Genomic DNA, 13,123 nt, shown 5'->3' with positions numbered 1-13,123 from the left:
AATGGGCTCCTGCACAATACGATGTACGGTGATGAACAGCTGAAACAAGGGAGGAAACAGACTATGGCTGTTATTAAAGCCAACTCAGAGGACGTCAAGCTGCTGGCTAGGCTCATGAGGGCAGAGGCTGAAGGTGACGGCGAACAGGGTATGTTGCTTGTGGGCAATGTAGGTGTGAACCGGGTGTTGGCGGATTGTCTGGACTTTAAGGATATTCGCGATATCAATCGTATGGTATTCCAGAATCCAGGAGGCTACGAGTCAACACAGAAGGGGTACTTTTACCAACGGGCAAGACAGTCCGAGATTCGTCTCGCACAACGGGTGATCAATGGAGAGCGCATCTGGCCAGCGAGCAATTCATTGTGGTTTTTCCGACCTGTGGGCGACTGCCCACCAACGTGGTATGACCAGCAAAATACAGGACGTTTCAAAGCACATTGTTTCTTCAGTCCGACAGGCGACGATTGTCCGGAAGTATATTAAATTTTGGGAGGAATCACTATGATTAATCAGCCTTATCAACCAATGACTCAAACACTGGGTCAGCAAGCGAATTCTGTGTTGGGTCAACAAGCCAATTCTCAGGTTCAAGGTACGTCATACAAAATCGGTAACGGAATGCCTTCCATGTCGCCAACACCAGGGATGGTATCCCCTAGCTCGACTAGCGTACCGCCACTCGTATCCAGCGGAAGTCCAATGACACCTACGGGTGCTGTAGTTACGACAACGGCTCCACAGTTTGAGCAATCGTACATTGAGAATATTCTACGTTTGAACCTTGGTAAATTCGGTACATTCTACATGACATACGAAGGTAACAAAGAATGGAATGCTCGCATATTCCAAGGTATTATTGAAGCAGCGGGCCGTGACCATATTATTATCAGCGATCCGAAGACTGGAAGACGGATCATGCTGTTGATGGTCAACTTTGACTATGCTACATTTGATGAGCCGTTGTTGTATCAATATCCAGGAGTGGTAGGCAATTACCCGCAAGCTCCAAGCAGATAATCATTGGCCCGCATCATTTTGAATGATAATTGACATGTTTAACACATAATGATTTACTTCGCTGTCCTGAATGTGGAGGTAATCCGCAGACAGGACAGCTTTTTACATAAACATATATACGAAGGTTACTATAGTTTAGAGTCATACGTAACCTTTTGGCGATAACATGGCACTTATACATGAATAGAACAAGCAACATGCTTATATGAAGGGAGTCCATAGCATTGAATTCATGGATTGAAGGAGCGATGAAGGGCGAAACCGAAGCTTACACACAACTGATGTCTCAATATCGCGGGATGGCTCTTGCTGTTGCCTACAATCGTTTAGGAGATACATTTTGGGCTGAAGATGTCGTACAGGAGGCGTTTACTGAAGCCTTTGGCAATCTGTCCAAGCTGGAAGCTCCTGAGGCTTTTCCCGGGTGGTTCAAGGTGATCGTGGAGAGGCAGTGTTATCGCTGGCTAAGACGCAAGCAGCATACGATGATTCCAGTTCAGGAGCTGGAGCATGTATTCCATGAAGAGGATCAGGCGCATGATCCGGAAAAACAAGCGGTGCAAAATGAAATGCATCGTACGCTTCGTAATTCCATTGCAATACTGCCATCATCGATGCGGATTGCTGTTGAACTGTTTTATTTGGAAGGATACTCGCTCAAGGAAATATCGGATTTCCTCGGGGTCAAGGTACCTGCATTAAAGAAAAGATTGTTCGATGCCCGATCCAAACTCAAGCGTTCTATGCCTGTAAGGGATCTGGTCTCTGTATTCAGTGACTTGTATGAAGGGGGAAAAGGATTGTTACACATTATGAATGGGGATCACGCTGCCAATCGTTTAAGAGAGAGTGGGATTCAGGGAGACATCCTGGTATGGAGAGAGTTGTATACGTTCGGCCCGGTAGCCAAAGAGATGGGAGGTACAAAGGAGCGGCAGAATCGGGCATCCGTGTTAGAGCAGCAGTTGGGCATTCCACAGACGGAATACTTGAAGATTGAGGAGCTTGAACGCAAGTTGCATTCGTTTCAACAATACAAGGAAATTGTCTTATGGTTCGAATACGATCTCTATGATCAGACGATGTTATCTTACCTATTGCATTATTTCAGAGGACAAGCACTCCAGAATACGAAATTGAATCTGCTCTGCATTGACTCGTATCCAGAGATTGAGCATTTTAGAGGACTGGGACAGCTTACTTCCACACAGATGGAACGTCTGTCCGGCAGTTGGCATCTGATTGAGAAAAAGGAGCTACAAGCCGGTGCACAGTTCTGGGAAGCTTATACGTCGACTGATTTCCGGCATCATCTGGATTACTTGCAGGCAGACACTTCTGCGCTACCCTTTGCGAAAGCTGCCTTTAAGGCACATTTGTCCCGTCTGCCATCTGTATCGAACGGTCTGGGGCTCATTGAGCAGACAACACTAGAGACCATTAGAGCAGGTGGGGAGCATCCGTATTCATTATTTCACGAGGTAGGGGACAAGCTGCATATTCTCGGGATGGGTGATCTTGAGTACTGGGCACATCTGAGGCGGATGACAGAAAGACCTCATGCCCTTCTTCAGATGAGCGGTGCAACCACTTTCCCTAATTTCAAGCAGCATGATGAAAAATTCCGTGACGGAGTCCTGTCACTAACGGAACTCGGAATTAAGGTGTTGAATGGAGAAGTCGATTGGGCACTGCTGAAGCAGGATGAATTCTGGATCGGTGGATTGCATAACCCAAGCGGGAAACAAGCCAATTGGCGCTGGAACCCCGCTTCGGAAACCGTAGTGGAGATTGAGTAGACATCGTAATTAGCGGATAGAATCTGGAGAAAATAACAGTATTGCATAAAGAGAGTATCCAGCCATGCGGAAGCATGAGCGAGGATGCTCTCTTTGGTTTCCTTAAACCAATGTTTGTGAAATGTAAATAAAACAGCGTAATCGAGACTTTTGTTAAAGAAAAAAGGCGTTTGTGCCATTTCGTTGTCATAGGACACGGATTGACTGTGTAGTGTAGAATTATATAATAAAAGAAGCATATCTTTGTTATTCGACAGAACAAGGTGGAGGTGGAAGCATTGGGAAGTTGAAATTGCATATGAACGGCAGAATGGCTAATATCCTACATTTTCGAAGGAGGTGGACCTATTTGCCGAAGAATGACGGCAAATAGGATGAAAATTTGAGTGACCCCTTACCGAGTATTTTAAATTTAGTAATAATTGGTTTACTTGTATTAATGAATGGTTTCTTTGTGTCGGCGGAATTTGCGATGGTGAAAGTTCGTGGAAGCCGGATTGAGGCTTTGGTGGAAACAGGCAACAAAAATGCCATCTATGCTTCCAATATCGTACGTAATCTGGATGCATATCTGTCAGCTTGCCAACTAGGTATAACTTTGGCTTCACTGGGACTCGGGTGGCTGGGAGAACCGGCAATTGCACATCTGTTAGAGCCCATGTTTACCGCATTTGGACTGGGACCAGTCTACGTTCATGGAATCTCTATTGCCATTGCATTTGTGATTATTACGATCTTGCACATTGTACTGGGAGAACTTGCTCCCAAAACGATGGCGATTCGAAAGTCTGAGACGATCACGTTGTGGTCTGCGGCTTTGCTAACGTTCTTCTACAAGTTAATGTATCCATTCATATGGGCACTGAACGGTATGGCTAACGGCTTGTTGAGACTGTTCCGAATGGCACCAGCTTCGGAGATGGACTCTGCACATAGCGAAGATGAAATACGCATTCTGATGAAAGAAAGCAATAAGAGCGGTTTAATTGATAACACTGAATTAGCACTTGTTGATAATATATTTGATTTTACGGATACAACTGCCCGTGAAATTATGATTCCACGGACGGAAATGATCTGTCTGAATGCCAATGAGTCCATGCTGGAGAATCTGGAGATTGCCAGTGAGAGTATGCGAACAAGGTATCCGGTATATAACGGAGACAAGGATCATATTATCGGCTTTATTCACATTAAGGATCTGATGCGATCCCAACTTACGGATACCATCTCCGTGATCCGGCCCATCCTGGCTGTGCCAGATACCACGCTCATCAGTGATCTGCTCAAACGTATGCAGCGTAGCAAGACACAGATTGCGATTCTGATTGATGAATACGGCGGAACCTCCGGGCTTGTCACACTTGAAGATATCATGGAAGAGATCGTAGGCGAGATTCAGGATGAATTCGACCATGAGCGTCCTGCCATTGAGCAAGTGGATGAGATGGAATACTCTATTGATGGATTGATGCTGATTGAAGAAGTCAGCGAACGATTCGGACTGGAGATGGATCGTGCCGATTACGACACCATCGGGGGCTGGTTATACTCCAGAGTAGATGCCATTCCACCTGAGGTCGGTCAATCGGTTGAGTATGGGGGTTATGTATTTGTCATTCAAGAGACAGAGCATAAGCGGATTTCCCGAGTGAATGTGATTAAGCTGGAACTGTTGGTTGAAGAAGAAGGCGCATAGCCAGATCGAAATCGGTACAAATGAAGCTGTATGGTGACGTAATGGTCATCGTACAGCTTCTTTGCATGCTCATGATTCTTGGGGTGCGTGAATGACAATATCGGCGTAACGGTTCTCTGTGACCAAGCTATTTTTGATATAAATTCGCTTATAAGTAACATAAACATTCTCTCCAGGAGCGAGATCATGCTGGATATTCAGCTTTTTTCGAGTGGATTTGGTTGTCGTCGGTGTCTTTATCGTGATGATATCGTACATGTCAACGAAAGTAACCTCGTAGGAATTGTAGTCCCCCACCTTAGTGGTGGATAACACCGGATTTTGTTTATACTGGGTTAAGTGATCATTCACCATGCGAAGTGTTACGGGTAGCACATAAAACAGAAGTACCAGAGGCAGAAGGCAGAAAGCAATCCCGAAAACACGTAAAAATTTGACATGGGAAAGGGTTCGTCCGCTCTGCTTGAGGAAAAGAAAAGCAAGGATGGGGGACAGTACAAGTCCCCAGATCATAAAGGGCAATACATAGCGGTCAATCCCCATGCTTATCCAGCTTTCCCGAGCTGTAGCCAAGAAATATATTAAGGTCCCTGCGGTAAGCGCACTCACCAAGATAATAAGCCAACGTTTGAACGAGCTGGAAACTTCGATGTGTAGTTCATTCGGATTGGAGCTTTGACGATGCCTTTTGGATTTGGATTGAAGCTTACTCAAGTTATATACCTCATTTGCAAATCTTGTTGGTTAATATGGTTTCGTGAATCCATTACCCAATACATACGGGCTGGAATAATTTAGGTTTCAACCATGCTGGAGATGCATGCAAAGATAAAAGACGCTGCCGACAGAAACATCGGAGCGTCTAATTTTTTTTGAAACCTGTCACCCGATCCGTCCGTTTATACCCTTACACAAAATCAAATATGGAACCGGAGGATGGATCAATATGCGGAAAATGAAAACAAAGAGTGCAGCATCTATGCTAAAAATAACCCTTGTTGCCTTGTTAATGGTGCCAACAATCCTAGCTATACCTACGTCCGAACCAGCCTTTGCAAGCCCGATGATCAACGTGTCCTCTGGTGCTCTTACACCCCCACCTCCGCCGGAACCATCCATCCATTCGCTTGCTAACACTCGAGAACTTGGACATATCTATCAAGCGGTCGGTGCAGTCATTCCTGGGGGTGGACTATCGGCTATCGTCAATACCAAGACCATGACATATACAGCAATGAAGACAATTTCCGTAGATTATCGACTCGAGCGCTGGACAGGAACAGCATGGGTAACTTTTAAAATGAATTCCAACAATGCAACGAATACAAACTTACTGAATGCCGCATCGGATTGGACCGTTATGCCAGGATATTATTATCGCGTTACCAGTATTCATACAGCGTATGATGGAAGTACCACGGAAACAAGCAAACATGTCTCTGGCACTGTGTTATTCTGATCTTATCGACGGGTGCTGCCGGGAAACTTTTGCTCTTGAAAATCGTTGGCAATCGCAGTCATTTCTTCTTCCGAAAGGGTTCCAAACAGACTCATATTGTTGGAACCCATCATCCACTGAAAAGAGTTATAGGGTGGGCCGATATACATCAGTGCTTCCGAGCCATCCGCCAGCTTTACGGTGCTCATATCACGAAGCATGGCCCCTTCAATTTTCTCCCCAGGCATGACATAGACATAATCAAACTGGATGATCTCATCCTCTATGCTCTTGCCTTCACTGGTATATTGAACTCTCATTTGTGTGGACTCATAATAATCGTCTGGATTCACAGGGTTTTCAGTATCAAGCACGAGTTCGAATTTGACCTTGTTGAATCGCTCGGGAATGGCCTTGGATAACAGAAAGTCACCCATGAACCCTTCGCGTGCGATCTCTTCCGTAACAAGTACTGGACGAAGCAGATGGCTCGATAACTCATACGAAGGTGTATTAAGAGCTTCTTCTTCTTGTAATTGAAGAATGTCGTCTAAGCTGGTTTCCGGTGGTGGAGGCGTTTTGGCTGTTGATGGATCAGCCCCCAGATGGGTCGTGCGATCCTCGATGATAATGGATTTCATGCCATTACCCCAATCTTTGATGGATTGCACAAAAGGGGATACCGCTTGCGTACCAGATGGCAGGCTGAAAATAACGGCTCCGATGGTCACGGACGCAGCTACGACAACTGAAAGTCGCAAGGTACGTATTCTTTTTTTACGTAAACCAATTCTGTTAATTTCCCGTTGTACCTTCTGCCAGGATTGCTGCATAGATTCGGTATGGGAGGCGGAAGGGGCAGAAACGGCCTGATGGAAAGCTTCATCAAAAGCTAGGTCAAACGCAGCGTCGAAATATTCGTCTTCCAGCTCTGAATCGTATTGCTCCACGTTTTTATCGGACTTGCCTTTGCTCAATGCTTCCACCCCATTCCTTATGTAATTTCTTCTTGATACTGCCACGGGCTCTGAACAAGCGTTGCTTCACAATGTCTTCGGAGGTATCCAGCAGTTCGGCCATCTCTCGGTAGGAGAGACCTTTTTTCCACCGTAACTCCACCAGTACACGATATTCCGGTTTGAGCTGTCCGAGATAATATTCAATGGACTCTTCCATCATCTGCGTTTCTACCATGCTTTCCACGGAAGCTGCCGTCTGATTCATCGTCTCCATATCTATAAAAACACTATCCGTATCCAATTGGTTACGGTTATTTTTATTTTTTCTCAGATAATTAATAGCTGTGTTCCGTGTGACAACCTTGAGCCAGGCTTTCAGTTTGACCTCGTCTTCAAAGATGGGTTTGTTTTTAATAATTTTGATAAAAGCTTCCTGAATAATATCTTCTGCTGCAGCACGCTCCTTGATGATATAAACGATAAGACCATGTACCATATTATAATATTCATAATACACTTCTTCTTGAAGTGCAGAGCCTAAATTATGGAAATCTGAGGCTAGTAATAACTGGAGCCGATTGGCCATGATGTTCTCCTTTCTGGTGAACAATCCACAAACATTGGTATCATTACATTTTACAACATAATATGGAAACGATACAATGGGAGGTTGGTCCGAGAAAAACCAGATGGAGTGAGCGTGTGCAGCCTCCAGGACAGTTTGCTGAAAATTAATAAAAAGGCTGTCTTGCAACCATGAACACATGGTTGCAAGACAGCCTGGATGACAGTTTCAGTGAAAATATATAACGGGGGAGAAATCAACCGTTATCTGTTAGAATGCCCAGTCTCCATTGAGGAAGATGGCTTCACGTTCGCCGTTTGCCGTAATACCGTAGATGTCCGTTTCGGGAGAGCCCATCATGAAATCCACATGAGTAATGCTGGAGTTCATGCCGCGAGCGGCAAGTTCTTCGGGAGACATCGTCTTGCCCCCTTCGATATTAAATGCATAGGAACTGCCAATCGCAAGATGGCACGATGCATTCTCATCATACAATGTAGTGTAATACAGGATACCACTCTCAGAGATCGGTGAATGGAAGGGAACCAAAGCGACTTCGCCGAGGTAATGAGATCCTTCATCCATGGAAATGAGTCTTTCCAGCGTATCCTGACCTTCTTCGGCATGAAAATCAATGATACGTCCGTTCTCAAATGTGAGTGAAAAACGATCAATGATACTGCCGCCATAGCTGAGTGGTTTGGTGCTGGACACTTTGCCATTAACGCCATGTTTGGCTGGAGCAGTGAATACTTCCTCTGTTGGAATATTGGCGACAAAAGGGGTGCCTTGCTCATTCACGCTACCTGCCTGCGCCCAGATATGACCTTCTGGAAGCTCGACAGTAAGATCCGTCCCCGGTGAGAGGAAATGCAATGCTTGATACTTCTTGTTGTTCAGGGCAACGGCTTTGGTCTCCAGTCGTTCGATATGCTGTTCCCAAGCCGCTACAGGGTCCTCCAGATCGGCTCTCACTGCAGAAAAAATGGCTTCCCACAGCTGGCTAACCTGCTCGGCTGCCGGGAGATCCGGGAATACTTTGGCTGCCCAATCGGGGGAAGGACAAGCCACACCCGTCCAGCTCATTTTATCCGCCTGTTGATACTGACGGTACTTGGCCATTGCCTGACCAAATGTACGCTGATGGGTGGAAATCCGCTCCGGGTCAATACCTTTCATCAGGTCTGGACTGGATGACAATACGGTTAGAAAGGCTGCATTATTGGCCGCCAGTTCTTCAAGCTCCGCTGCATGCCATTTCGGCGGCTCCTGGAAGGATTCCTCAGGGGCCATCTCAAACCGCAATCGATTGACGGTTTCATCTCCGTATTTTACAATCACCTGCTTGGCGCCAGCTTCATACCCCTTTCGTACCAGCAAACGTACGAATTCAGCGGTATCAATCATCGCAGAGATGACAAATACTTGTCCTGGCTGCACGTTAGCACCTACTCTTACAGCCAGTTCAGCGTAACGATCCATTTTTTGTTCAAAACTTAACATGTGAGTTCCCTCCAATTGTTGAATTTTGACCTGTTGACGCAGGAAAAGAGAGGAGTAATCTCCTCTCTCCTAAATCACATCAAACGGGATTAAAATGCCCAGTTTCCTTGCAGGAAGATCGGCTCTTCCGCACCTTCGGAGGTCACACCGTGGATGTTCATTTCTCCGGATCCAATCATGAAGTCAACATGAGTGAGACTGGAGTTCATGCCACGTTCAATCAATTCTTCTTTGGACATCGTTTTACCACCTTCCAGACAGAAGGCATAGGCATTACCAATCGCCAAATGGTTGGAGGCATTTTCATCAAACAAAGTATTATAGAACAAAATATTGGTATCTGAAATTGGTGACTGATGTGGAACGAGGGCTACCTCACCCAGATAGTGTGCACCTTCATCCATCTCGATTAGGTTTTTGAGTGCATCCAGTCCTTGTTCAGCGGTGTAATCTACGATTCGACCGTTCTCAAATGTAAGGGAGAATCCGTCAATCAGGTTGCCGCCATAGCTCAGTGGTTTCGTGCTGCGAACTACACCGTTAACACCCGTTTTCAGCGGAGCCGTGAATACTTCTTCCGTAGGCATATTGGCAATAAAGACATGTCCTTGCTCATTCACACTTCCACCGGATACCCAGATATGGCCTTCTGGAAGTTCAATGGTCAAGTCTGTGCCTGGAGCTGTATAGTGAAGCTTCTTGTATTTCTTGTTGTTCAGCAGATCAGCACGGGAATCTAGGTTTTGCAAATGGGTTTTCCATTCGGCAACAGCATCCTGCTCACCGATCCGTACGGTTTTGAAAATGACGTCCCACAGGCGATCGACTTGTTGTGCTTCTGGAAGATCCGGGAACACTTTAGCTGCCCATTCCGGAGAAGGAACGGCTACGATAGACCAGCTGAATTTGTCAGCCATCTGATAAGAACGATATTTTTCGAGCGCTTTGCCGCGCACTTTTTGGCTGGTAACAATCCGTTCCTGAGCTACACCGTTCAGCAGATCAGGATTTTCAGCGATGACGTGCAGAATAGCGGCACCTTCTTCAACGAGTTCAGTCATTTCAGCTGCAAACCATTTCGGTTCAATGGAGAAGGCTTCATCAGGTGCAAGATCGTAATGAAGACGTGTAACGGTTTCATCGCTCCAGTTTACTTTGACCAATTTCGCACCTTTACCGTAAGCTGCTTTGACAATCAGTCGTACAAAATGTGCTGCCGAGATTGGAGCGTTTACCACGAGTGTCTGTCCTGGATGGACATTGACACCGACTTGTACAGCCAGTTCAGCATATTGCTGAAGATTCGTTTCAAAAGTATTCATGCTATTTTTTCCTCCAATGTGATAATAATATCGTAGCTTGTTGGCTATTATAGATGTTGGTCAAACACGTATTTATAATCCTCATTACAACTATGTAAGGACTCAGAATGGTTCCTTCATTGAATAAGGTATACGTTGCTACGTTATATATTGTACAATTAACCAATAATAATTACCAAACTAGGTTTACCAGAAATGTTGGAGACCGCCTGTAGATGAAAGATTAAAGGAGAGAATGATTGTGAATATTGAAATTATAAGTGCTGAAATGCGCCGTGAAGGTGAAAAAGGATACGTGGGAAATACCGTTTACCGCACAGAAGGCGAAAAGTCAGTATATGAGATTACCTTCATGAGCAAGAACGGAAAAGATTGGGACTATAGCTTGCATTTCACGGAGCAATCCGGTGATGAAGAAGAGTTACTGCGTATGGACGAGTTGCTTGAAAATGATGACGATCTGTACAATCAATTGCTCGATGCTGCTTTGGAGGCATTTCCGGCTTAACTAGCCGAGATGTTCTTGTTCTATTGTGTTGTGTCGATGACTATACTAGACGGTGTATGCCCGAAACAGGGTGTATACCGTCTATTTTATTGGAAATGTTGAATAGATGATCCAGAAAAGGGAAGTCTACGAGATGAATGGAACCAGAGAGACAATCCGCCTAATGGGAGGTAACCGTGAATGGCATCTGACAATCTGATTACAGAAGGGTTGACGGGACTTGAAGAAGTCGCGCCCGATATTCTCAGTCTACGTACACTATTCGTGAATGTCGTGTTCATCGGAGAGCCAGGAAGCAGGAACTGGGTCCTCGTGGACACCGGAATGGCGAGGTTCACAGATCATATTGTTCAGGTTGCAACAGAACGATTTCAAGGTCCGCCGTCTGCAATCATATTGACGCATGGTCACTTCGACCATGTAGGGACCGTTATTGAACTGGAACAATTCTGGGGTGTGCCAGTGTATGCTCATCCGCTTGAAATTCCGTATTTAACGGGATTAAAAGATTACCCGCCAGCGGACCCTTCTGTAGGTGGAGGTTTGATGTCCAGGTTGTCATTCGCTTATCCCAATGAGGCAATCAATCTGGATGATCGGATATTCAGTTTACCCAAAGATCATTCCGTTCCAGGCGTCTCAGGATGGGAATGGGTGCACACGCCAGGTCATACGCCTGGACATGTGTCGCTGTTTCGGGAAGCAGACCGTTTGTTAATTGCGGGAGACGCAATCATCACAGTGAAGCAGGAGTCGCTGTGGAGTGTGTTGCTTCAGGACAAACAGTTGCATGGCCCACCATCTTATTTCACAACCGATTGGCAGGCTGCTCATCAATCTGTCCAGCATATAAGGCATCTGGAACCGAAACTTGCGATTACCGGGCATGGGCATGCCTTGAGCGGAGATATGCTGAGTGCATCCTTGAAGCGGCTTGATCTGGACTTTGAAGAGAGCACTGTGCCGGATCAAGGAAAATATGTGGATTAATTGAACCATCATATGAAAGACAGCAGAGACAGCCGTAACGTATTGCAGCTGTCTTTTTCCTGTCTTTTTTGTTTTTCTATTATGAATTTGTTCTCTATCATAGATTGGTATTTTGCGCTCGGGCATGATATAGTCGAGCCGTATAATATAACCTTAGTATGCAGGAGGTACATATAACGATGACACAGCAAAATGCAGCATTTGAAGAACAATTTGGAGGGATTCCGGCCGTTTGGCTTCGTTTTAATCAGTTTGAAGCGGCAGTTATTCCTAGCGTGGGTGCCAACCTCGTTGCTTTTCGTGATACAGAAAAGGGTTTCCGTTACTTGAGAGAGCCGAATCAGGATCAGATGGATGAATTTATGGCTGCACCTGCGGTCTATGGAATTCCGATTCTTTCTCCACCAAACCGTTATGAGGATGGACGTTTCCCCTGGAATGGTAAAGTTTATCAGTTGCCTGTGAACGAACCGGCTACAGGTAACCATTTGCATGGATTTTTGCATGATGCCGAGTGGAAGGTTGAGGGATACGGTTCGGATCAGCTGGAGAGTTATGTGTTGCTTAGCCAGGACGTGAAAGAAGGGCATACATTCCATCAGTACCTGCCGTTTACGTTCACAGTGACGCTCCGTTACTCTTTGAGTAGCCAAGGACTTCAGCAACAATTGATCGTCCGCAACAACGGGACTGAATATATGCCGAATTTGTTTGCATTCCACACGGCGATTGCTGTACCTTTTGCACCGGACAGTCAGGCCTCGGATTACACGGCCAAAGTTACGATTGGACAACGTCGTGAATTGAATGAGCGTTCTCTGCCAACAGGACAATTTCAACCGCTTACACCTGAGGAAGAACAATTGAAAAAAGACGGGGTTAGTCCGTTCTTTGCTGCCATGGATAATCATTACACTGCGGAGCCGCAGAATGGACGTAACTATATGGAACTTACGGATCACCGTACTGGAGACAAACTGGTATACGATGTGGGTACCTCCTACAAGCACTGGATGATCTGGAACAATAACATGGGTGGCGAATTCTTCTGTCCTGAACCACAGATGAACCTGGTTAACGCTCCTAATGTTGAAGGCATACCTGCAGAAGAAATCGGATTGATCGGTTTGGAACCAGGTGAACTATTCGAACAGAGCAGCCGATTGTATCCAATTGCGTCACAAAAATAATTCACGCTCATTTTGCGCTGCGCTTACAATTTTGTCGAAAAGGTGAAAACCTGCTCGTAAATCATGTATAATATGACGAGATACACAAGCTTTGTAGAGACCCAAACCATCTTTTTGGAGGAGGACAAGC

General features: G+C 45.6%; 13 protein-coding genes. 8 read left to right on the top strand and 5 right to left on the bottom strand.

The annotated features are described in order from the left end of the window. Positions 1-63: 63 nt before the first annotated feature. From F0220_RS17350 to F0220_RS17335, 4 genes are all read left to right on the top strand, one after another. Entirely contained in the window at positions 64-486 is a 423-nt protein-coding gene (locus tag F0220_RS17350) for a cell wall hydrolase (RefSeq protein WP_091019611.1), read from the top strand. A 75-nt stretch (positions 487-561) separates the two neighbouring features. Next, positions 562-1,020 carry a spore coat protein GerQ gene (gene gerQ / locus F0220_RS17345; RefSeq protein WP_373419893.1) on the top strand — a complete coding sequence of 153 codons (459 nt, stop codon included), beginning with the start codon at positions 562-564 and terminating at the stop codon, positions 1,018-1,020. Between the two features lie 224 nt (positions 1,021-1,244). Then, positions 1,245-2,819 carry a sigma-70 family RNA polymerase sigma factor gene (locus F0220_RS17340; RefSeq protein WP_105599075.1) on the top strand — a complete coding sequence of 525 codons (1,575 nt, stop codon included), beginning with the start codon at positions 1,245-1,247 and terminating at the stop codon, positions 2,817-2,819. A 382-nt stretch (positions 2,820-3,201) separates the two neighbouring features. Next, positions 3,202-4,518 (top strand): hemolysin family protein, encoded by a 1,317-nt coding sequence (locus F0220_RS17335; protein WP_091019552.1) that lies wholly within the window; start codon positions 3,202-3,204, stop codon positions 4,516-4,518. 69 nt (positions 4,519-4,587) lie between these two features. On the opposite strand, the gene F0220_RS17330 is transcribed toward F0220_RS17335, so the two are convergent. Beyond that, a complete protein-coding gene (locus tag F0220_RS17330; protein WP_105599074.1) occupies positions 4,588-5,232 on the bottom strand; it encodes a hypothetical protein in 645 nt (214 codons plus the stop codon). Between the two features lie 232 nt (positions 5,233-5,464). On the opposite strand from F0220_RS17330, the gene F0220_RS17325 reads away from it, so the two are divergent. Continuing rightward, complete coding sequence (locus F0220_RS17325) at positions 5,465-5,977, top strand: hypothetical protein (RefSeq protein ID WP_105599073.1); 513 nt, start codon at positions 5,465-5,467, stop codon at positions 5,975-5,977. 2 nt (positions 5,978-5,979) lie between these two features. Here the strand turns inward: F0220_RS17325 and F0220_RS17320 are convergent, their stop codons facing one another. The 4 genes from F0220_RS17320 to F0220_RS17305 all read right to left on the bottom strand — a co-directional run bounded on the left by F0220_RS17320 (position 5,980) and on the right by F0220_RS17305 (position 10,305). Next, positions 5,980-6,933 (bottom strand): hypothetical protein, encoded by a 954-nt coding sequence (locus F0220_RS17320; RefSeq protein ID WP_105599072.1) that lies wholly within the window; start codon positions 6,931-6,933, stop codon positions 5,980-5,982. Next, positions 6,911-7,501 (bottom strand): RNA polymerase sigma factor, encoded by a 591-nt coding sequence (locus tag F0220_RS17315; protein WP_074095416.1) that lies wholly within the window; start codon positions 7,499-7,501, stop codon positions 6,911-6,913. Before F0220_RS17315 ends, F0220_RS17320 begins: the two co-directional genes overlap by 23 nt. Positions 7,502-7,750: 249 nt before the next feature. Next, a complete protein-coding gene (locus F0220_RS17310; protein WP_091019543.1) occupies positions 7,751-8,983 on the bottom strand; it encodes an aminopeptidase in 1,233 nt (410 codons plus the stop codon). 89 nt (positions 8,984-9,072) lie between these two features. Further along, a complete protein-coding gene (locus tag F0220_RS17305; RefSeq protein ID WP_091019542.1) occupies positions 9,073-10,305 on the bottom strand; it encodes an aminopeptidase in 1,233 nt (410 codons plus the stop codon). A gap of 235 nt (positions 10,306-10,540) precedes the next feature. On the opposite strand from F0220_RS17305, the gene F0220_RS17300 reads away from it, so the two are divergent. The 3 genes from F0220_RS17300 to F0220_RS17290 all read left to right on the top strand — a co-directional run bounded on the left by F0220_RS17300 (position 10,541) and on the right by F0220_RS17290 (position 12,993). Then, on the top strand, positions 10,541-10,813 hold the full coding sequence (locus F0220_RS17300) for a hypothetical protein (RefSeq protein WP_047843332.1): 273 nt from the start codon (positions 10,541-10,543) through the stop codon (positions 10,811-10,813). Positions 10,814-10,993: 180 nt separating this feature from the next. Next, the gene (locus F0220_RS17295; protein WP_091019540.1) at positions 10,994-11,803 is read left to right on the top strand and encodes an MBL fold metallo-hydrolase; all 810 of its coding nucleotides are present in this window, start codon (positions 10,994-10,996) and stop codon (positions 11,801-11,803) included. Positions 11,804-11,982: 179 nt separating this feature from the next. After that, positions 11,983-12,993, top strand: coding sequence for an aldose 1-epimerase (locus F0220_RS17290; RefSeq protein ID WP_047843331.1), 1,011 nt, complete (start codon positions 11,983-11,985; stop codon positions 12,991-12,993). Positions 12,994-13,123 lie beyond the last annotated feature (130 nt).

Source organism: Paenibacillus sp. 37 (genome assembly GCF_008386395.1).
In the GTDB taxonomy this organism is placed as follows: Bacteria; Bacillota; Bacilli; order Paenibacillales; family Paenibacillaceae; genus Paenibacillus; species Paenibacillus amylolyticus_B.
Note: the sequence above shows the minus strand (reverse complement) of the source record. Positions and strands in the feature narration are given on the sequence as shown.

Excerpts from the sequence above, each read along its gene's own strand:
- F0220_RS17350 (WP_091019611.1), top strand. The coding sequence starts at position 64 with ATGGCTGTTATTAAAGCCAACTCAGAGGACGTCAAGCTGCTGGCTAGG.
- F0220_RS17325 (WP_105599073.1), top strand. The coding sequence starts at position 5,465 with ATGCGGAAAATGAAAACAAAGAGTGCAGCATCTATGCTAAAAATAACC.
- F0220_RS17315 (WP_074095416.1), bottom strand. The coding sequence starts at position 7,501 with ATGGCCAATCGGCTCCAGTTATTACTAGCCTCAGATTTCCATAATTTA.
- F0220_RS17310 (WP_091019543.1), bottom strand. The coding sequence starts at position 8,983 with ATGTTAAGTTTTGAACAAAAAATGGATCGTTACGCTGAACTGGCTGTA.
- F0220_RS17305 (WP_091019542.1), bottom strand. The coding sequence starts at position 10,305 with ATGAATACTTTTGAAACGAATCTTCAGCAATATGCTGAACTGGCTGTA.
- F0220_RS17300 (WP_047843332.1), top strand. The coding sequence starts at position 10,541 with ATGATTGTGAATATTGAAATTATAAGTGCTGAAATGCGCCGTGAAGGT.
- F0220_RS17295 (WP_091019540.1), top strand. The coding sequence starts at position 10,994 with ATGGCATCTGACAATCTGATTACAGAAGGGTTGACGGGACTTGAAGAA.
- F0220_RS17290 (WP_047843331.1), top strand. The coding sequence starts at position 11,983 with ATGACACAGCAAAATGCAGCATTTGAAGAACAATTTGGAGGGATTCCG.